We start from the raw sequence: 18,881 nt of genomic DNA, 5'->3' as shown, positions 1-18,881 counted from the left end.
CATGAGCGACGTCACCTTCGAGTATAACGTGCCGGTGTTCGCGGGCGCGCCGGAGTCGGGAACGGATCCCTCCCACCGCGACACGCCGTGCTACGAGGAACTCGACTGGGAGACCACGAAGCAGGGCGTCCTGAAAGCCGAGGAGCTCGGCTTCGACGCCGCCTGGGCGCCCGACCACCTCATGCTGGGTCGCGACAACGCCGAGTACGAGTGCTGGACGCTGCTGTCCGCGCTGGCGGGGCTCACCGACGACATCAACCTCGGCTCGCTCGTCCTCTGTAACGACTACCGCAACCCCGCGCTCGTCGCGAAGATGGCCGCGACGCTCGATATCGTCTCCGGCGGTCGCCTCGAGCTCGGGCTCGGCGCCGGCTGGCACGAACCCGAGTACGAAGCCTACGGCTGGGAGTACCGCGACGGCTTCGAGCGACTGATGCGCTTAGACGAGAGCATCCGCCTGATGAAGGAGATGTGGACCGACGAGTCGGGCGACGGCGCCTCCTTCGCGGGTGATCACTACGAGATCGACGGCGCCTACTGTGAGCCCGGTCCGGTACAGGACCCGCATCCACCGATCCTCGTCGGCGGCCAGGGCGAGGAGGTGACGTTGAAACTCGTCGCGAAACACGCCGACGTCTGGAACACGGACGTGTTCAAAGGGACGCCGGAGACCTTGGAACACAAGATCGGCGTCATCGAGGACCACTGCGAGACGGTCGGCCGCGATCCCGACGAGATCGAGTACTCCTGGGACGGGCACGTCATCTGTACGCGCGATCCCGAGAAGTACGAGCGCCTGCTCGACCTGATGATTCCGATCCAGTTCGAGGAGGAGTACGTCGATCAGGCCGACATCACGACCGAGGAGATCGCCAGGGACTACTTCATCATGGGGACGCCCGAGGAGTGCGCCGAGGCGATCGAGCGGCGAATCGACGTCGGCGTCACGAAGTTCCAGTGCTGGTTCGTCGACTTCCCCGATACCGGCGGCATGGAACTGTTCGCCGACGAAGTGATACCGCAGTTTCGGTAGCGACGGGTTCCGCCGCCGGTCGGCGATCACGGTTTCGCTTTCGCTTCAGTTTCTCGCCTTTTTTCTCCTTCGGATCGACGTACTCACATCTCGGACGCGTCCGACGATGCCGGTCGGCCGGTGCCGACTCGAGTATCCTCGATCGGTCGAAAGACGGGGAAATCGCTATGGCGCTCCCGTTCGATTCGTTTCCCGTATGGCACGCATTGCCTTCCACCTGAAAATCGCCGACGGACAGCGCGAGGCGTACCGCGAGGCCCACGAGGACGTTCCCGCGTGGCTCGAGGAGGCGTATCTCGAGTCCGACGCCGGACTCGAGACCTACAGCGTCTTCGAGTCGGACGGGCACGTCTTCGGGTTCATGGAACTCGACGACCCGGACGCGATTCGCGACGTGATGGAGACGAGCGACGAACAGGCTCGCTGGGCCGAGGAGATGGACGGAATCCTCGTCGACGACGACTCCGATCAGTGGATGGACGAAGTGTATCGAATGATCTGACGGGCACAGCGGATCGTTCGTTGCACGAACCCGTCGTTTCCGAATAGCCGACTGCACCGATCCTTCTTATCGAGGTCTCGATGATTACCTCCGACACGGTTGCGCGATCGGTCGACTCGCTCTCCTGCCTTCTCCTTGATATTATTTAGCACAGGCCGTCCGGTCTCGCCGGACGGAAGCAACCTCGGGGTACGAGCTCTTCTTCCGCTATGATTCGGCCGTTGGAACGAGATTCTGGCTATAAGTCGGACGGTGTTTACAGTAGTACAACCGTAATAACTTTCCGGAGAACGTTTAGAGATCGCAGCGACTGTTCCGGTGTCACCGGACGCCCGCTCGCGGTTGTCCGTCTGAGCGCGCCGAAAACGGTCTCGAAGCGCCGGATACCGGCTGAATATCCCCGTTCGCGATCGTTTTCCGCCGATGACGGACGCTGAGAGGGGTCACTTGAGACAGACTCGTCTCTGATCGAACTCATGAGAGAGATCGGCTTGACGACGCCGACCGAGCGGGGCCGGTCGTCACGTCCGTCTCATACAGAAACAGCGCGGAAACCCACGACTTTAGTCGTGGGAGGAAGCGCGTCACTTGTGAGTCTATCCACATGCATATACCAAATTGACTCCCCAACGCCTTTAAATCTCCACCCATACATATGAAATATGGGAGAAGTGCAGCGGACCGTCCTCGTCAAACTCGACGTGGATAGCGACGCCGCTACATCTCTCAAAGAGACCGTCGATGAGTTCCTGTTTGCCGCCAACTACGTGGTTGATCACGCGTGGCAGGGCGAGTACAAAACGACGAGCAAGACGACACTCCACGACGAGACATACAGCGATGTTCGCGACGAGACGGATCTGACGGCGAACATGGTACAGGCGGCGCGGAACAAAGCCGCCGAAGCCGTCAAGGGCGTCGTCGCACGCTGGAAACAGGGCGAGACCGCGGGCAAACCCCACTTCACCAGCCCGCATCTCGTCTCTGACAAGCGCTCGGCCACGTTCCACGACGATTAGGTCTCGCTCTCGACGGTCGATGGCCGCATCGAACTCGACTACGTCCTCCCGGACGACTCCCGCAACACGCCCCACTTGAAGTACCTCTTCTCCGATGCGTTCGAGACCACCGGGGCGGAACTGCATTACAAACACGGCGAGTGGATGCTTCACGTCCATACGAAAGCGGAGGTGGAGCCCGACACGTCGGTCAAGGCGACGACCGAGCACCCAACGGTCCTCGGCGTCGACCTCGGCGTGAACAAGTTCGCCGTCGCCTCGACGGGACGCTTCTGGGACGGCGGCGAGTTCGATCACTGGCGGCGCGAATACGAGAAGCGCCGCGCCAGCCTTGCACAGTGTGGCACGCGCTGGGCACACGAGAACATCCAATCGGTCGGCGAGACCGGACGATTCAAACAGATGCTCCACGAAATTTCCAACGAGATCATCGACGAGGCCGTCGAGCACGGTTGTACGGTGATCGCGTTCGAGCAGCTCACGGGCATCCGCGACCGCCTCAACGCGTCGTGGGGGCACAAATGGGCATACAACCGCCTGTATGACTTTGTCGAGTACAAGGCCGCCCGCTACGATATCGACGTGGAGATGGTCGAACCCGAGAACACGTCGAAACGATGTTCGACGTATGGGTTTACGCACCCGGACAACCGCGATGGCGAAGACTTTGCGTGCCAGAAGTGCGGCTACGAGACTCACGCGGATTACAATGTGGCGAAGAACATCGGTCTGCGGTATCTCCGTCGGAACCAAACCGGCTCCGATGGAGGCGCACCCGTAGGTGTGCGCCTAAACAGCGGGATGTTGAACGAGAGTGGCGAGTACATCGCCCGCCTCGGTTGAGGCTGAATCGGGAGTCCACGCTGAAAAGCCCACGACTTCAGTCGTGGGTTACTTACCGAGTCATCGTCTGCCACTGTCGTCTCGGGATCTCGTGTTCGAGCGGTTGGTCTCGTTGAAACCGCTCGATGTCGTCGATGACGGTCTCGGTTAGCGGGCTGTGGATCTGGGATCCGCCGACGTGGGGGGTGAGCAAGACGTTGTCGAACTCTCGGAACTCGTGATCGGCGGGGAGCGGCTCCTGATGGTAGACGTCGAAGACGCCGGAGAGCCGACCCGACCGCAGTTCCTCCACGAGCGCCGCTTCCTCGACGATCTCGGCGCGCGCGGTGTTGACGAACAGCGCCCCGTCGGGGATCTGCGCCAGTCGATCCGCGTCCAGCATGCCGATCGTCTCGTCGGTCCGCGCCGCGTGGACGGAAACGACCGCTGAGTCCAGCGCCGTCTCGAGATCCGTCAGCGTCGCGAACGGATACTCCGCCAGCGCTTCCGCGTTCACGTAGGGATCGTAGATACTGGCGGACACGTCGAAGGGGGCCAGGTGGTCGAGCAGTTTCCGACCGATGGTCCCCAGCCCGACGAGTCCGACGTCCTTCCCGTGGAGGGTCCGAATATCGACGTCGTCGGCACCGAACTCGCCCGCTTTCATCGACGCCTCGAGTTCCGGAACGGCGCGCAGTTTCGCGAGGATCGAGCCGAGCGTGTGTTCCGCCGTGTGGTCGGCCATCACGTCGTTGGCACTCACGACGGGAATCCCCGCGTCGTAGACCGCTTCGGAGACCAGCGTCCCGACGCTCCCGCCGGTGTGGGCGATCAGTCGCAGATCGTCGGCCGCCTCGAGGACGTCGGCGGTGACCCGCGGACTGCCCCACCCCGTGACCAGTACGTCGACGCCGTCGATGCGGTCACGGAGGGCGTCCTCGGAGAGGTCGTCGGTCGACGGATTCCAGGCGACCGAACCAAGCGACTCGAGTCGGTGGCGGACCTCGTTCGGGAAGAAGTCGTCCCGAAGTTCCCCGTCCGGTAGCGTGACGAAAATTTTCATATCTCTCGTAACTCCTTCGATACTATAAACGCAGGGATTCGTCCGCTCACCGCTGGTCGCGGAACCACTCCACGAACGCCGGAAGGGCGACGTCGGGATCGGCGAGCGAGGGGTGCCATCGCTTCTCGTGTTCGAAGACGAGCCAGCCGTCGTAGCCCCGCTCGCGGAGCGCCTCGACGACGTCGGCCATCGGTAGGTCGCCCTCGCCGGGGACCGCGTACACGTAACCGTCGTCGGTCGCGTCGTGATGATCCGGGTCGTAGACGGCGTCTTTCACGTGCACGTACTCGATCCGGTCGCCGAGCGCGTCGAGGGTCTCGCGCGGGGATTCGCCGGCGAGACGGACGGTGTGCGCGGCGTCCCACAGGACGCCGACGTCGTCCGCGGGAAGCTCGTCGAGGAGTCGCTGACAGTCGTCCGAGGCGGTCCAGGCGTCGTGCGTCTCGAGGATCCACCGGACGTTCTCCGCGCCGTCGATCGCGAGGATCTCCCGCATGGTTTCGCCCCCGAAACGCGCGAGGTCGGCTCTCGAGTGGGCGTCGAGGTCGCCGCCGCCGAACACGCGGATTCGGTCGACGTCGAACGCGTCGGCGACCTCGATCAGCCTGCGCGCCTCCGCCACGCGGGCCGATCGGTCGCCGGGTTCACAGAGGCTGATGCTCGAGCTGAGGGCGCTGACGCTCAGCCCGGCGGCCTCGAGTCTCGACCGCGTTTCGTCGGCTCGATCGGTAAACAGGGGATGGCGCGTGACGTCGATCTCGTCCCGGTACCCTCGGAAGTCCACGCCGTCGTAGCCGGCCTCCCGGCCGACGGACAGTATTCGCTCGAGGTCCCAGTCGGGGCAGCCGAGCGTCGACAGTGCGAGTTGCATGGCCGACACAACTTGCCGATCGCACTAGACTTTTGTGAAACGGTACGGGCTCACACGTTCGGTGGCTCCCAACGGTTCGTGCGCGAAGGAGCAGCTATCACCACGAGGTTTATTGGCACACCGTCGTTCCTATCGCGTATGCCGACGGCGCACGACCACGACTATCCGCCGCGCGAATGGACGGTCGGCGGCCTCCGAGACGCCCTCGACGGCCCCGGGGAGGCGTTCACGCTCCCGACGTACGACGACGAAGCGGCGTGGACGGCCCTCCGCACGGACGAACTGACCTGCGAGCCGGTCGAGGCGCTGCTCGACGACGCCGAATCGGCTCGCGACGGCGAGATCCCGTCGCTCACGGCCAGTCAGTACCTCGACTACGAGCGCACGGGAGATCGGTCGCGCTACGAAGCCGCCGCACGCGAACGCCGGCGTCGTCTCTCCGCGCTCGTCGTCGCCGCGTGCGTCGAACGCGACGACGACTTCGATCCGATTTTGGACCACGCGTGGGCGCTCTGCGAGCAGGCGACGTGGACGTGGCCCGCACACCTCGGAGACGAATCTCGGGAGGGGCTCCCGGGCGCCGTCCCGAGCGAAGAGCGGACGGTCGCGCTCTTCACCGTCGGCGCGGCGCTCCTCCTCGCGGAGGTCGACGCGATTCTCGGCGACCGTCTCCATCCCGCGCTCCGTGAGCGCATCCGCGCCGAAGTCGATTGTCGCGTTTTCACTCCTTACGAGGACCGCGACGACATTTGGTGGACGACGGCAACGAACAACTGGAACGCGGTCTGTAGCGCGGGCGTCGCGCTCGCCGCGCTACACCTCCTCGACGACGCCGGCCGGCAGGCGCGCATCGTCGAACGCGTCGCCGACGGTCTCGGCCACTACCTCGACGGCTTCGGCGCCGACGGCGGGACGACGGAAGGAGTCGGCTACTGGAATTACGGCGTGGGCAACTACGTCGCGCTCGCGGACGCCCTCGAGAGCGCGACCGACGGCTCGCACTCGCTGTGCTCGCCCCCGAAACTCGAGCGTCTCGCCGCGTACCCACTCGCCGTCGAACTCAGCCCCGGACGCTTCGTTCCGTTCTCGGACTCGGACGAGGAGAGCGTCGTCGCGCCGCGCGCGGCCGCGTGGCTCGGACGCCGCCTAGAGAAGCCGGGACTGGCGGCTCGCGGCCGGTGGGAGATGGCGCGCCGCACGGACGCGTTCGCCGGCCCGAACGTCGCGTCGCTGCCCGAGATCGTCCGCGACCTCCACTGGACGCGGACGGTACCCGCGTCGTGGACGCGTTCCACCCCGCCGACCCGTCGATACTTCGGGGGCTGTGAGTGGTGGATTACGCGGGCGAGCCCGGCCGATCCGGACGGTCTCGTCGTCGCCGCGAAAGCCGGCCACAACGGCGAGTCGCACAACCACAACGACTGCGGCTCGTTCGTCGTTCACGCGAACGGCGAGTCGCTCCTCACCGATCCGGGGCGTCCCGAGTACGACCGGGACTACTTCGGTCCGGCCCGCTACGAGTACATCACCGCGCGCTCGCTCGGCCACTCCGTTCCGTACGTGAACGGCGTCGAGCAGACCGCCGGGGAGGCGTTCGCCGCGTCGGTACTCGACCGACGCTCCTCGCCGACGGTCGACGCGTTCGAGATGGAACTCGCCGACTGCTACCCCGAGGACGCCGGTCTCGAGTCGCTCCGCCGGACCGTAACGCTCGACCGAACCGACGGCGTCGTCACGGTCGGCGACGACGCGGTGTTCGCGAACGCGGACAATACGTTCGAGTCCACGCTCGTCTCCGCGTTCCCGATTCGAAGCGACGAGCGAGGACTCGTCGTCGACGGCGAACGCGGTCGTACGCGGGTGACGCCGGACGATTCGGACGCCGAACGCAGCGTCGAACGGCTTACGGACGCGATCGAGACGGCCGACGGGACGCGCGACGTCTGGCGCGCTCGCATCGAACGGACCGTCAGTAGCCGCGCGACGTCGCTACAGCTACGGATCGAACCCGAGAGCAGAGAGTAAGTCATGCAGTCACCGTAACCGTCGACGCCGCTCGCTTGAAAACGGGATTCGGGCACTACGGGGCCCGCTCACGTCGATATCACCTCGACTCGCTCGCGCTCGTTCGTTGAGGGGACGGTTCTCATTTCGACGACGTTGTCAGACTACGCTTGACAGTTCACGTCGATGTACTTTCACGAACGCACTTCGCGTCTACGACGGCGGAAGCCCCGCTAACCGTCGATGCAGGGCGCCAAGAAGCCGATACCTGCTCATTGCGACGACGCCGATACCCCACCAATCTTTTCTAAGATCAAAATCTATGATCCACAGCTCATATTCTTAGATAAGAGTATGAGACAACTCTTTCACGGAGAACGGTCCCGCCGGTGAACCTCTCACACCGATAGCTCCTCTCTGTTCGGCATTCAATACTGACAACTGAGTAAACATTGTTACTCGAGTAGTGTACCGATAGTTGAAGTCGATACTGCTCCCCCTAAATAACGGTAATCCGCCACATTTGTCTCTCCCTTTTTCGTCTTGCTCCGGCTCCGAGAACGAGGGCGGTTAGCGACAGTGATGAGTCACGGCTCGCTACTGAAAACTACGGTAGTAGCGCTGTCGAACGTTCTTTGGAGGGGCCGAATAAACGCACTCGATACACACCCGTTTGCCGCTCGATTCGGCTTTCGGCTGTCGAAATTCGTCCGGATCACCGATGGTGGCCTACCACCGCTGTTCCTCGACCGGGTCGCAGACTCGCCAGTTGCGCTCCGATCCGGACCTGGTTAGTGGCGAATCGTCGGTCGAGCCGATGACTCCATTCTGTGTGGTCGGTTATGCACACTGCGTACCACATCTCTCGAAATATCGAACAGTATTCGAAAGCGAGAGCTGAATACGCAAAGCCACATCTATATAAATAAATTTTCACTATATTTCGTATTCCCGCAAAACTGAGCCGAACTGACCGTCCTCATTCGACCTCCCTCGAGTCTCGGCGAAGCGCCTCGAACTCGTCGCGCACCTCCGCGGCGTACGCATCGACGACGTGCTCGAGGATCGTTTCTCCGACGTCGGCGGTCGCGGGACGCGCGTCGCCTAGAACACCGTTCGGCGAGTAGGCGTCGATGCCGTCCCGGTACAGTTTCGCCGCCGACACGGGACCGTCGTATCCGTCGGGTGCGCGGTCAGCGCGAACGGCGTCGGGATCGACGGCGAGCATCACGGCCGTCTCGACGGCTCCGGCGTGGACGACCGGCTCTCGGTGGTCGATTCCGGCTCGATCGAGCCCCTCGTTGAGCAGCTCGAGGTACCTCCCGAGGTCGTCGATGGCGACGACGTCGACGTCGTGCGAGCAGGCGAGTTCCGGGTGAGCCGCGGCGACGCTCGCGAAGCTTCCGCCGTGGCTCGGCAGGAGGACGACCCGTTCGAAGCCGCTTCGCTCGAGGGAGGCGACGTAGTCGCCGAGCAGCGTCCGGAGCGTTCGGGGCGAGATCGAGACGGTCCCCGGGAACGCCTCGTGCTCGCGGGAGGGGCCGAACGGGATCGCCGGGCCGACGAGCGCGTCGCCCAGCCGGTTCGCGAGTCGCTCCGCGATGGCGTCGCCGATCGTCGTGTCGGTCCGCAACGGGAGGTGGGGACCGTGTTGTTCCGTCGCTCCGATCGGGACGATGACCGTCGTGCGCCCATCGTCGATAGCCGTCTCGACGTCGCGCCACGTACACTCGGTTAGCGCCTCGACTTCCAGATGAGTCATACGCACTCGTTTCGCCGCCGTCGCCAAGTAGGTTTTCGCACGCTTCGCGGGCAGTCAATCCGCCGTCGACGTGCACGGAATCCGCCGATACCCGACTCACTCACGTCGCGAACCCGCTAATCGTTGCACGGGACGCGCATCCGCCCCACATTATATATACGGGGCCGTCATCTGTGCGAGTGTATGTCACAGACTGCGTCAGACGAGTCTCGGACTCCGTCGGATCGGTCCCGGAATGACTCGGACGAACACGACGCCGAGAACGACGGGAACGCCGAGGAGACTCCCGAGATCGAGGAGGATCTCGTCTCGGAAGAGCTCCGGATCGACGGGATCTGCGGCGTCTACTGATCATGAGCGCCACGATCCGCATCCCCGACCACGTCAAGTATCGCCGCGAGGCGGAGTCCGGACTGGTGTACGATCACGAGAACTACGGCTACGAGGACGCGTCGCTCTACGAGGTCTCCGAGACGGTCGTCGACGTCCTCGAGTTCGTCGGCGACGGGCGACGGCGCGACGAGATCGAACGGGAGTACTCCCCCTCTCTCGTCGAGCGACTCGTCGACCGAAACTTCCTGGAGACGCAGTGATCATGCCGAGTGGACCACTCTCGGCTCCCGTAACGATCACGTGGGAAGTGACGCTCGGGTGCAATCTCCACTGCGACCACTGCCTCTCCGGTAGCGGTCCGGGCCACCAGCAGCCGGACGAACTCTCGACCGAGGAAGCGATGGCGTTCATCGACGAACTCGACGAGATGGACGTCTTTCAGGTCAACATCGGCGGCGGAGAGCCGTTTATTCGGCCCGATATGCTCGAGCTGCTCGAGGAGCTGACGGACCGGGATATTTCGACGTGCGTGAGCACGAACGGCACTCAACTGGACGAGGAGACTCTCGATCGGATCGAAGCGATGGATCCGCTCTTCCTGCAGGTGAGCATGGACGGCCTCCGGGAGGCGAACGACGCGATCCGCGGAGAGGGCGTCTACGACCAGATCGTCGAGACGCTCGAGCGCCTCGAGTCCCGGGACATCGGAACGACCGTGAACACGGTCGTGACACGTCAGAACGTCTACGACCTGCCCGACGTCTACGACCTCGCGGAGGACCACGGGGCGGGGCTGCGGCTCAATCGGTTCCGTCCGAGCGGTCGCGGCGAGGACACGTGGGACCGATTCCGCCTCGAGCAGGAACAGATCGAGTACCTCCACGGCTGGCTCGAGGAGCGCCCCGACGTCCGCACGGGCGACTCCTTCTTCTACCTCAACGCCCTCGGTGAGGTCCGGAACAATACGCTGAAGGAGTGCGGCGCCGGCTCGATGACGTGTCTCGTCGATCCCGTCGGCGACGTCTATCCCTGCGCGTTCACGCAGTGGGACGGCCTCGCGTCCGGCAACGTCACCGAGGACGGATTCCAGGCGGCGTGGGACGACATCGCCTCGCTCCGCAATCGGATCGACGACAACGAGGGGTGTCCCGCGGTCGCGATGGGCAGCGACGATCCGAACGGCGAGGATCCGCAACTGCGAGCCATCCTCTCCGGCGACTGATCGCACCCGCGCATGTCCGACGACGCCGATTCACCGCGCGGGTCGCGACTCCCGGCGGGGACAGGACGGTTTACAGTCAAGACACCACGATGCTCCCGGATACGGATGTGAATTTCATGCAGGTCACGATAGACTCGTCACTCGACGATTCGAACGACGCGACCGGCCGATATCGGCTGTGGGACGGTGTCTCTTGTCGGGGGTCGGTGCTGTTCTCGAGGCGTCCCCTCACGGTGACGCGACTCAACGATACCGGCGCTACCGCCGTCGCCGCCCTCGACATCGACGCGTTTCGGTCGCCGGCCGCCGTCGCCGCCGAAATTGACACCGACCCCGACGCGGTCGCCCGGCTGTTCGAGCGGTTGCACCGCCGCGGCTTCCTCGAGTGGGCGCCGTCCCGAGACGAGTCGTACGCGCCGCCGGTCTCGGTCGTCGTCACGGTCAGGGACGCTCGCGACCACCTGGTCGGCTGCCTCGACGCACTCGAAGCCCTCGAATATCCCGAGTACGAGGTCGTCGTCGTCGACGACGGCTCAACGGACGGGACCGTCGAGGAGGCCCGTGCACACGAACTCGCCGACCGGGGGCGGCTCCGGGTCGTCCCCGTCGGATCGGCCGCGAACCCCCTCGGTATCGGCGCGTCGCGCAATCGTGGGGTCGACGCAGCGAGCCACGATATCATCGCGTTCACCGACGCGGACTGCCGTCCGCGGCCCGACTGGCTGTCCGCCCTCGTCCCCGCGCTCGCGGCCCACGACGTCGTCGGCGGGCGCGTTCGCCCCCGCGGCGACGGCCCCGTCGACGCCTACGAGGGGCAGAACTCATCTCTCGACATGGGCGCGTACGCGGCCCGCGTCGATCCCGACGGCGCGACGCCGTACCTTCCGACGGCGAACCTCCTCGCCCGCCGGGAAGTGCTCGAGCGGGTTCCGTTTCCCGAGCGAAGCGTCGCCGAGGACGTCGACGTCTGCTGGCGCGCCGTCGACCGCGGCTACGACGTCGTCTACTCGCCGGACGGCGTCGTCGAACACGACTACCGCGCGGACCTGCGCTCGTTCGCCGCGCGGCGGAGCGACTACGGCGCCTCGGAGGCGTTGCTGGCCCGGACGTACCGCCGCGGCGACAGCGTCCCGATCGGGATCGGCCCGCTCGTCGTCGGGATCGTCCTCCTCGCGCTCGCGGTCGGGTTGGTGACGCTCCCGACCGCTCCGCTCGCGCTCAGGGCGATCGGCGCGCTGCTGGCGGTCGGCGTCGCGGTCGGCCCGCTCCGACGCTACCGCCGTCTCCGGCGCATCGTCGACCCCGGAACCGTGCTCCGGAGTCGCGCTCGCGGACTCCTCTCGGGGACCTACGCGGTCGCGACGGAGGTGACGCGGTATTACGCCCTTCCGCTGGGAACGGTCGCCTTCGCGGCGCTACTGGTCGGTCGGTCGACCCTCGCGGTGACGATCGCCGCGGGCGTCGCTCTCGCGGTCGCCTTCCCCGCAGCGGTTGAGTACGCCGTCGAACGGCCGCCGCTCTCCCCGACGGCGTACGCGCGCTTCTACGCCGCGGATCACTTCGGCTACCAGCGCGGGGTCTACCGCGGCGCCGTCGCACACCGGACGCTCGCCCACCTCTCGCCCGCGAGGCGGTTTCGGCTTGCCGGTCCCGGCGCCGGAGTGTTGACGACGGCGGCAGACGCGGTCGCCGCACCGATTCGCGCTCGGACGAACGGGGAGGCGAGCGTTCGAACGGTCAGTATCGACGGCGTCGCGGCTCGATTCCGCCTCGACACGTCGACTGAATCCTGGTGGCTCGAGGACGAGACGCTTCGGGGGGAGCGGCCGGTACTCGCGGACCTCCTCAAGCGGCTCGGTCCCGACGACGCCGTGCTCGACGTCGGCGCTAACGTCGGCCTCTACGCGTGTTTCGCCGGGCGGATCCTCTCGGACGGACGCGTCGTCGCCGTCGAACCCCATCCCGGGAACGCTGATCGCCTCGCGGAGAACCTCGGACTGAACGGCGTCGACGCGAGCGTCACGCGGGCGGCGCTCGGGGCGACGGACGGGAGCGGGCGACTCGACGTTCCGGCGGATCGAGTCGGAGCGGGAACGAGCGTCCTCGCCGCGGACAGCGCGGATTCGAGCGCGCAGTCGACCGACGCTGATCGCGTTCCGGTCGACGTCGCGGCGGGGGACTCCCTGCTCGAGCGCACCGATGTCCCGTCGCCGACGGTCGTGAAGATCGACGTCGAAGGGGCCGAAATCGAGGTGCTCCGCGGACTCGACGAGACGCTCTCCGCGTCGGACTGCCGACTCGTCTACTGCGAGATACACCCGGCTGCGATCGGCGCGTTCGATGCGACCGCGGACGACGTCGAGGGATTCCTTCGCGAGCGGGGCTTCGCCCTCGAGCGAGTACAGGAATGGGATGACCGGTACCTCGTCCGGGCGATCCGCCGGTCCGACGACGGCGAACCGAACTGAGCTGACGGGTACCGACTCTGCAACTGGACGCCTTCGGCCTGGACGGGTGCCAGCTAGCCGGCGCGGCCGCGCTCAAAGTAAGTTGTTCTCTCGAAGGTATTCGACGACGCGTTCAGCCGCCTCTTCCGGCGGGGCGTCGACCACTTCGCCGGTCGTCTGTCCCTCGGCGGTGCCGCGCCCGAGCATCCGGTAGATGCGCTCCTCGACCGTTCCGCCCCGGGGCGGCTCCCCGCGGCCCCACCGCTCGTTGGGGACGACGCGTTCGATCGTCGCCGCCCCGACGCTCATCGAGAACCGGCTCTCGCCGGGCACGACGTCCTCGAGCGGGATCGTCTCTATCTCGGCCCGACGGCCGGAGACGGCCGTCTCAAGGGAGGCTCGGCGGGGGTTCGCGAACCCGCTATCGATGCCCAGCACGGCGGGCAATTCGACGCCGAGGACCTCCTGTCGACCGACGTCGAGTTTGCGCTGGACGGCGACCTCGTTGGCCCCGAACTCATCGTCGGCCAGCACCTCGTCGGCGCCGATGGCGGTGATTCGGGTCGTGCTCGGCCAGTCGAGAGTCTCCGCCGCGAGGCCGGCCACTTCGACGTCCATCAGCGGCGAAAATTCGCCGACGTACAGCACGTCGGGGTCCTCGCGGGCGGCCACGCGGGCGAGCACTGCGGCGTACTTCTCGGCGACGGTCTCCTCGATCGGGTCGAAGGAGACGTGGATCCCTCGATCCGCGCCCGTCGTGAGCGCGGTCCTGACGCACTCCTTCGCCGGCTTCCCGCCGATCCCGACCGCCACGACGGTTTCTGCAGTCCGGAGGGCGGCCTCGAGCGCGACGCGGTCGACGATGCTCGCGTGCCAGCGGTACGGCCGCGCCGTCCCGCCCTCGTCGATCAGCCGGTGTGGCGACGGTCGCACTCCGACGACTGCCTTCATCGTCTCGTCTCCCTCCCGCCGACCGGTATCGTCGGTTCGGCGACCGTGACGCCGTTCTCGAGCGACACGGGAATCACCCGAAGTCGAACTCGACGCCCTTTCCGCCCTCGGCCTTCGACCACGAGACCGCCCCTTTTTCGGAGTCGTTGGCACAGAAGACCATGCACGCGCCGCACTCGATGCAGGGCTCGTAGGCGAAGTAAATGCCGCCCTTCCGTTCCTCTTGGTAATCGAAACACTGCGCGGGACAGAGGTGGAGGCAGGGCTTGTCGTCGCACGTTACGCACTCGTCGTTGTCGACGGTGATGTGGGCCTCGTCGCTGACGTCCCAGTTCACCGTCTCGAGGCTGTCTTGGACACTCATGAGCGATCGATCGACGTCCGTTCGGCAATTAGTTGTGTCATGTGAAACCAATCCACTCGCGTCTCGACGCTCCACGCCCAGCGTAATCCGTTTTGCGGTCGCCGAAGTCGCCGTCCCGCTCTCGAGTCGGCCTCACAGCGACCGGAACGCCCGGTAGCCGTCGTATAGGAGCCCGCGAACGGTGGCGTCGCTCCGGCGGAACGCGTTCCAGGCCTGTCGCCACGTCAGTCCCTCGGCGTCGGTGCTCGAGGAGTACATCCCCCGGAGCGTTTCGGCGGCCATGCCGGGGTACGCGCCGTACATGCGCTCGTTCTCGAGGAACTCCGGGAGGTGGCGGTGCTGTTTCATGTCCCTGAGGACGTAGGAGTTCTCGAGGCGGCGATCGTAGCGCTCGCCGAAGGCGGTCCAGTCGCCGTCGCCGCGACACTCCAGCGCCGACGCCGCCGCCGCGAGCCCGCTGGTAATGCCGTAGTCGAGCCCGCGGAAGGTGTACCCTTTGTTGAGGACGAGGCCGGCGGCGTCCCCGACGAGGGCGACCCGCCGATCGTATCGGTCAGGGAGCGTATCGTACGAGAATTCGGGGACGAGAATGCCCTGGTACTCGTCGAGGACGTCGCCCGCCACGTAGGGACGGACTGCGTCCAGTTCCATGAACTGCTCGAGCAGTGAGTACAACGGCGTCCCGGTCTTGCCGTACCCTTCATCGCCGAGGTGCCGCAGCACCTCGAGGCTGCCGACCGCGCCGACGGAGATCCGGTCCTCGAACGTGTAGATGAAGTAGCCGATGGTCGGCGCGCCTTCCGGGAAGCCGGTGTAAACGTAGGCGGCGCCCTCGTCGCCGTCCAAGCTGAACCGCTCGTTGATCGTCTCGCGGTCGAGCTGGATCACCTTCTTAACCGACAGGGCCATGTCCCGGTTGTGCATCGTGCGCTGGATGCCCGTCTTCCGACCGACGGTGGTGTTGACGCCGTCGGCGCCAATCACCGCCTGACACGCGATGTCGCCGCCCTCGCGGTCCGTGTGGACGACGGCCCCGTCGTCCGTCTGCGTGACGTCGATGACCGTCGTCTCGGGGACGAAGACGGCCCCTCGCTCCTCGGCTTTCTCGACGAACCAGCGATCGAACTTGCCGAGCATAAGGGTGTAGTTCGGCTCCTCGCGGAGCTCCTGATCCCGATAGCTGATCCCGACCTCGGCGTCCCCGTGGAGCAGCTTGATGTTGTGCTCGACGACATGGCGCTCGAGCGGTGCCTCCTCGGGATACTCTGGGACGAGGTCGTCCATGATCTCCCCGTAGAGGACGCCGCCGGTCACGTTCTTCATTCCCGGTTGCTTCGCTCGCTCGACGAGCGCGACGTCGACGCCTTCCTTGGCGAGCTTGTACGCCGCGGCCGTCCCGGCGCGCCCGGAGCCGACGACGACGACGTCGAACGCGATATCGGCACTCATCGCGTCACCTCCTCGGGACCGGCGACGTCGGTGTCGGTTCCCGCGTCGTCGCTCGCCGCCCTGATCGCTTCGGCGATGACCGGTCCGTACTCGAAGACGTCGCCGACGATGCCGAGGTCGGCGACGTTGAAGATGGGGGCGTCCGGATCGACGTTGATCGGTACGAGGTGGTCGGCGTTGACCGAGCGCATGTGGTAGGAGTCCCCAGAGATCGCACACGGGACGTAGAGATCGACGTCGATCTCTTTCCCCGTCACGCCGATCTGGCGGTCGTAGGGGACCCACCCCTCGTCGGCCGGCGGCCGGGAGGCGCCGACGGACGCGCCGAGCGAGTCCGCCAACTTCTCGATCGCGTCGAACCCCTCGGGACCGCCGAGACCGTAGCCGCCCGCGACGATCCGCGGCGCGCGAGTGAGATCCCGTTCGGGCACCTCGAGCGTGTCGACGCGCCTGATCGCCTCGTCACCCTCGAGGTCGACCCGGTGGGTCCGTTCCGGCGGCGCCTCGTCGGGGCCGGAGTCGGGCGGCGACTCGAGGACGTCCGCGTTCAGCGAGACGACCGGCGGCCCCCGCTCGAACGATATTTCCGCGTAGGCCCGCCCCTCGTAGGCGGTCCGTCCGGCGCGGAGCTCGCCCTCCCGAACGCGGAGCAGGCAGTCGGTGACGCAGCCGCCGCGGAGCCTGCGCGCCGTCACGGCCGCGAGTTCGTCGCCGTCGGGCGTGCTCGGGAACAGGACGGCCGTCGGTCGTTCTCGCCCGCCGGTAGAGACGTCGCTTTGCTCTCCGTCGCCAGACGCGTCACCGTCTCCATTCCCCGCGGCACGGGAGAGCGACCGGAGCGCGTCCGCTCGCGCATCGACGCCCGCCGATCCCGACCGGAACGCGCCCCCCTCGCGGACGAGGCGAACCACTTCGTCGGCCCGACCGATCGCCGGCGCGTCCGTCTCGACGAGTCCGTCGAAGGCGATGCCGACCACGCGCGGGCGCTCCTCGGTCGCCCCCTCCGCCTCGAGGCGATCGGCAAGCCGGTTCGCCTCGGCGACCGTCGGGTCGTCGCTCGATCCCGGGACTGCCCAGATCGGCCCCGTCATTCGCCCACCCTCCGTGCGAGCATCTCGCCGTCGAAGATCGCCTTGTCGATGAGCCGCGGCGCGACGCAGTCGCCGATCCGGTGAACCGAGTCGGGATCGTCGACCCGTTCGCGCAACGCGTCTGCGAGCCCGGTCCGGGCCTCCCGGCGCGCCGCGACGACCAGCGAGTCGGCCGTCATCGTCGTCATCTCCTCCGAATAGACGTTCAACAGCTGGGCCTCTCCGTCCTGGAAGCCGATGATGGTCGTGTGCTCGATCAGCTCCGCGTCGTGCTCGTACAGCGTCTCGAGGAACGGTGGCACGTTCGTCCCCTCGAGGCGATCGCCGGGGTGGTAGGAGGTCGTCACCAGCGTCACGTCGTGGCCGTCGACCGCCAACTGTTCGGCGAGGCCGACGCCGGCGGCGTGCTTGTTGGTGTCGAAGACGATGACCGACTCGCCGACGGTCTCGCCCCGAAGCACGTCCCACGATCGGTGGACGTTTCGCCCCTCGAACTGCGGCGACTGCTCGCGAGCGCCGGTCGCGACGACGACATCGTCCCACCGCTCGTCGTCGACGTCGCTGGGGGAGACTTCGACGCCCCGCTCGACGGTGACGTCGCGGTTCTCGAGCTGGTTCAGCAGGTTGCGGACGGCGTCGCCGAACTCGCGGCGGGAGTCGATCTCCGTGGCGATGTTCGACTGCCCGCCGAGGGTGTCCTCTTTCTCCCGGAGGGTCACCCGATGGCCGAGGTCCGCGGCGGTCACCGCGAACGAGAGGCCGGCCGGCCCGCCGCCGACGACGAGGATCCGCCGCTCCGACGGCGCTTCGTCGACGTCCTCGATGTGCGGAATGTTCGTCTCCCGTCCGGAGCGCGGCGTCTGGATGCAGCCGACGTGGCCATTCGTGTGGATCCCCCCGAGGCAGTTCTGGTTGCAGGCGATGCAGTGGGTCACTTCGTCGTCGGCACCCCGACGAACCTTGCGGACGGTGTCGGCGTCGCAGATGAGCTGGCGACACATCCCGACGAAATCGGCCCGCCCCTCCTCGAGGATGTCGTTTCCCTTCGTCAGGTCGTTGATCCGGCCCGAGGCGATGATCGGGACGTCGAGTATCTCCCGGGCTCCGCCGTAGTACTCCTGAGTGTATCCCAGGGGCGCGTGCATCGGGGCGTCGGTGATGTAGAGCTTCGAGATGGTGGCGATGTCGGAGTCGACGAAGTCGATGTCCGGGTTGAGATGACGCATGACCTCGACCGCGTACTCGTAGTCGTAGCCGCCGTCTTCCATCTCGTCGAGCGTAAGCCGGACGCCGATCGGGAACTCGTCGCCGACGCGGTCGCGGATGGCCTCGACGACCTCGTTGACGAGGCGGACCCGATTCTCGACCGAGCCGCCGTACTTGTCCTCGCGGCGGTTGTACTTCGGCGAGATGAACTGCCGGAGGATGCCGTCGTGCCCGGCCTTCAGTTCGACGCCGTCGAGCCCGCCGCGTTTCACGTGCTCGGCGGTCTTCGCGAACCCGAGTTTGATCTCCTCGATGTCCTCGATCTCCATCCGTTTCGGCATCTCGTAGCCGTACTGGGTGGGCACCGCCGAGGGCGCCCACGTCTCGCGCATCGCGTACTCGCCCGAGTCCTCGCCGCCCGTGTGCTGGAGCTGAGCGAACACCTTCGTTCCGTGTTCGTGACAGGCGTCGGCGATCATCTCGAGGCGCGGGATAACCTCGGGATCGTACCCTGTCGCGTACATCGGGTTCGAGGAGCTTGGGTGGACGAGCATGCTCGAGGGGCCGACGATGAGCCCGACGCCCCCTCGAGCCCGGGCCTCATAGTACGCCGCGTCGCGCTCCGTCGGGAGCCCGTCCTCGGCGAACCCCGTCTCGTGGGCGAGAAAGACCGTCCGATTCGGGACGGTTACGGGGCCGATCGACTTCGGTGTGAAGAGCAGTTCACTCATGGTGGCCGTTA

Annotated in this window: 15 protein-coding genes and 1 pseudogene; 8 read left to right on the top strand and 8 right to left on the bottom strand. The window is 66.2% G+C overall.

Annotated elements, in window-relative coordinates; genetic code table 11:
* The first annotated feature begins 1 nt into the window (after position 1).
* The 3 genes and pseudogenes from HTUR_RS19090 to HTUR_RS19080 all read left to right on the top strand — a co-directional run bounded on the left by HTUR_RS19090 (position 2) and on the right by HTUR_RS19080 (position 3,535).
* Positions 2-1,033 (top strand): LLM class flavin-dependent oxidoreductase, encoded by a 1,032-nt coding sequence (locus tag HTUR_RS19090; RefSeq protein ID WP_012944975.1) that lies wholly within the window; start codon positions 2-4, stop codon positions 1,031-1,033.
* Positions 1,034-1,229: 196 nt separating this feature from the next.
* Positions 1,230-1,535 (top strand): L-rhamnose mutarotase, encoded by a 306-nt coding sequence (locus tag HTUR_RS19085; protein WP_012944974.1) that lies wholly within the window; start codon positions 1,230-1,232, stop codon positions 1,533-1,535.
* A 662-nt stretch (positions 1,536-2,197) separates the two neighbouring features.
* Positions 2,198-3,535, top strand: a pseudogene (locus HTUR_RS19080) (RNA-guided endonuclease InsQ/TnpB family protein).
* Here the strand turns inward: HTUR_RS19080 and HTUR_RS19075 are convergent.
* On the bottom strand, positions 3,450-4,439 hold the full coding sequence (locus HTUR_RS19075; protein ID WP_012944973.1) for a hydroxyacid dehydrogenase: 990 nt from the start codon (positions 4,437-4,439) through the stop codon (positions 3,450-3,452). The pseudogene HTUR_RS19080 and the gene HTUR_RS19075 sit on opposite strands and share 86 nt — an antisense overlap.
* A gap of 46 nt (positions 4,440-4,485) precedes the next feature.
* Positions 4,486-5,310: a sugar phosphate isomerase/epimerase family protein gene (locus HTUR_RS19070; protein ID WP_012944972.1), complete on the bottom strand. Its 825-nt coding sequence runs from the start codon at positions 5,308-5,310 to the stop codon at positions 4,486-4,488.
* 138 nt (positions 5,311-5,448) lie between these two features.
* Here HTUR_RS19070 and HTUR_RS19065 point away from each other — a divergent pair, with 138 nt between their 5' ends.
* Positions 5,449-7,335 carry a heparinase II/III domain-containing protein gene (locus HTUR_RS19065; protein WP_012944971.1) on the top strand — a complete coding sequence of 629 codons (1,887 nt, stop codon included), beginning with the start codon at positions 5,449-5,451 and terminating at the stop codon, positions 7,333-7,335.
* A gap of 958 nt (positions 7,336-8,293) precedes the next feature.
* Here HTUR_RS19065 and mftE read toward each other — a convergent pair.
* The gene (gene mftE / locus HTUR_RS19060) at positions 8,294-9,076 is read right to left on the bottom strand and encodes a mycofactocin biosynthesis peptidyl-dipeptidase MftE (RefSeq protein ID WP_012944970.1); all 783 of its coding nucleotides are present in this window, start codon (positions 9,074-9,076) and stop codon (positions 8,294-8,296) included.
* Between the two features lie 183 nt (positions 9,077-9,259).
* On the opposite strand from mftE, the gene mftA reads away from it, so the two are divergent.
* The 4 genes from mftA (at position 9,260) to mftF (ending at position 13,099) form a co-directional block, all read left to right on the top strand.
* Positions 9,260-9,427 carry a mycofactocin precursor MftA gene (mftA, locus tag HTUR_RS25675; RefSeq protein WP_012944969.1) on the top strand — a complete coding sequence of 56 codons (168 nt, stop codon included), beginning with the start codon at positions 9,260-9,262 and terminating at the stop codon, positions 9,425-9,427.
* A 2-nt stretch (positions 9,428-9,429) separates the two neighbouring features.
* On the top strand, positions 9,430-9,669 hold the full coding sequence (mftB2, locus tag HTUR_RS19055) for a mycofactocin biosynthesis chaperone MftB2 (RefSeq protein ID WP_012944968.1): 240 nt from the start codon (positions 9,430-9,432) through the stop codon (positions 9,667-9,669).
* Between the two features lie 2 nt (positions 9,670-9,671).
* Positions 9,672-10,631: a mycofactocin radical SAM maturase gene (mftC, locus tag HTUR_RS19050; RefSeq protein WP_012944967.1), complete on the top strand. Its 960-nt coding sequence runs from the start codon at positions 9,672-9,674 to the stop codon at positions 10,629-10,631.
* 116 nt (positions 10,632-10,747) lie between these two features.
* Positions 10,748-13,099, top strand: a complete 2,352-nt coding sequence (gene mftF, locus HTUR_RS19045; RefSeq protein WP_049941942.1) for a mycofactocin biosynthesis glycosyltransferase MftF — start codon at positions 10,748-10,750, stop codon at positions 13,097-13,099.
* Between the two features lie 72 nt (positions 13,100-13,171).
* Here the strand turns inward: mftF and HTUR_RS19040 are convergent, their stop codons facing one another.
* From HTUR_RS19040 to HTUR_RS19020, 5 genes are all read right to left on the bottom strand, one after another.
* Complete coding sequence (locus tag HTUR_RS19040) at positions 13,172-14,029, bottom strand: electron transfer flavoprotein subunit beta/FixA family protein (RefSeq protein ID WP_012944965.1); 858 nt, start codon at positions 14,027-14,029, stop codon at positions 13,172-13,174.
* Between the two features lie 73 nt (positions 14,030-14,102).
* The gene (locus HTUR_RS19035) at positions 14,103-14,393 is read right to left on the bottom strand and encodes a ferredoxin family protein (RefSeq protein WP_012944964.1); all 291 of its coding nucleotides are present in this window, start codon (positions 14,391-14,393) and stop codon (positions 14,103-14,105) included.
* A 132-nt stretch (positions 14,394-14,525) separates the two neighbouring features.
* Positions 14,526-15,842, bottom strand: a complete 1,317-nt coding sequence (locus HTUR_RS19030) for an FAD-dependent oxidoreductase (RefSeq protein ID WP_012944963.1) — start codon at positions 15,840-15,842, stop codon at positions 14,526-14,528.
* Positions 15,839-16,933 carry an electron transfer flavoprotein subunit alpha/FixB family protein gene (locus HTUR_RS19025; RefSeq protein ID WP_012944962.1) on the bottom strand — a complete coding sequence of 365 codons (1,095 nt, stop codon included), beginning with the start codon at positions 16,931-16,933 and terminating at the stop codon, positions 15,839-15,841. Before HTUR_RS19025 ends, HTUR_RS19030 begins: the two co-directional genes overlap by 4 nt.
* Entirely contained in the window at positions 16,930-18,870 is a 1,941-nt protein-coding gene (locus HTUR_RS19020) for an oxidoreductase (RefSeq protein WP_012944961.1), read from the bottom strand. Before HTUR_RS19020 ends, HTUR_RS19025 begins: the two co-directional genes overlap by 4 nt.
* Positions 18,871-18,881: the final 11 nt, after the last annotated feature.

It is taken from the genome of Haloterrigena turkmenica DSM 5511, assembly GCF_000025325.1.
Taxonomy (GTDB): domain Archaea; phylum Halobacteriota; class Halobacteria; order Halobacteriales; family Natrialbaceae; genus Haloterrigena; species Haloterrigena turkmenica.
This window is presented reverse-complemented; position numbering and strand designations above follow the sequence as displayed.

Coding starts and splice junctions, on each gene's coding strand:
- HTUR_RS19075 (WP_012944973.1), bottom strand. CDS start 4,439: ATGAAAATTTTCGTCACGCTACCGGACGGGGAACTTCGGGACGACTTC.
- mftB2 (WP_012944968.1), top strand. CDS start 9,430: ATGAGCGCCACGATCCGCATCCCCGACCACGTCAAGTATCGCCGCGAG.
- mftF (WP_049941942.1), top strand. CDS start 10,748: ATGCAGGTCACGATAGACTCGTCACTCGACGATTCGAACGACGCGACC.
- HTUR_RS19040 (WP_012944965.1), bottom strand. CDS start 14,029: ATGAAGGCAGTCGTCGGAGTGCGACCGTCGCCACACCGGCTGATCGAC.
- HTUR_RS19025 (WP_012944962.1), bottom strand. CDS start 16,933: ATGACGGGGCCGATCTGGGCAGTCCCGGGATCGAGCGACGACCCGACG.
- HTUR_RS19070 (WP_012944972.1), bottom strand. CDS start 5,310: ATGCAACTCGCACTGTCGACGCTCGGCTGCCCCGACTGGGACCTCGAG.
- HTUR_RS19065 (WP_012944971.1), top strand. CDS start 5,449: ATGCCGACGGCGCACGACCACGACTATCCGCCGCGCGAATGGACGGTC.
- HTUR_RS19090 (WP_012944975.1), top strand. CDS start 2: ATGAGCGACGTCACCTTCGAGTATAACGTGCCGGTGTTCGCGGGCGCG.
- HTUR_RS19030 (WP_012944963.1), bottom strand. CDS start 15,842: ATGAGTGCCGATATCGCGTTCGACGTCGTCGTCGTCGGCTCCGGGCGC.
- mftC (WP_012944967.1), top strand. CDS start 9,672: ATGCCGAGTGGACCACTCTCGGCTCCCGTAACGATCACGTGGGAAGTG.
- mftA (WP_012944969.1), top strand. CDS start 9,260: ATGTCACAGACTGCGTCAGACGAGTCTCGGACTCCGTCGGATCGGTCC.
- mftE (WP_012944970.1), bottom strand. CDS start 9,076: ATGACTCATCTGGAAGTCGAGGCGCTAACCGAGTGTACGTGGCGCGAC.
- HTUR_RS19085 (WP_012944974.1), top strand. CDS start 1,230: ATGGCACGCATTGCCTTCCACCTGAAAATCGCCGACGGACAGCGCGAG.
- HTUR_RS19035 (WP_012944964.1), bottom strand. CDS start 14,393: ATGAGTGTCCAAGACAGCCTCGAGACGGTGAACTGGGACGTCAGCGAC.
- HTUR_RS19020 (WP_012944961.1), bottom strand. CDS start 18,870: ATGAGTGAACTGCTCTTCACACCGAAGTCGATCGGCCCCGTAACCGTC.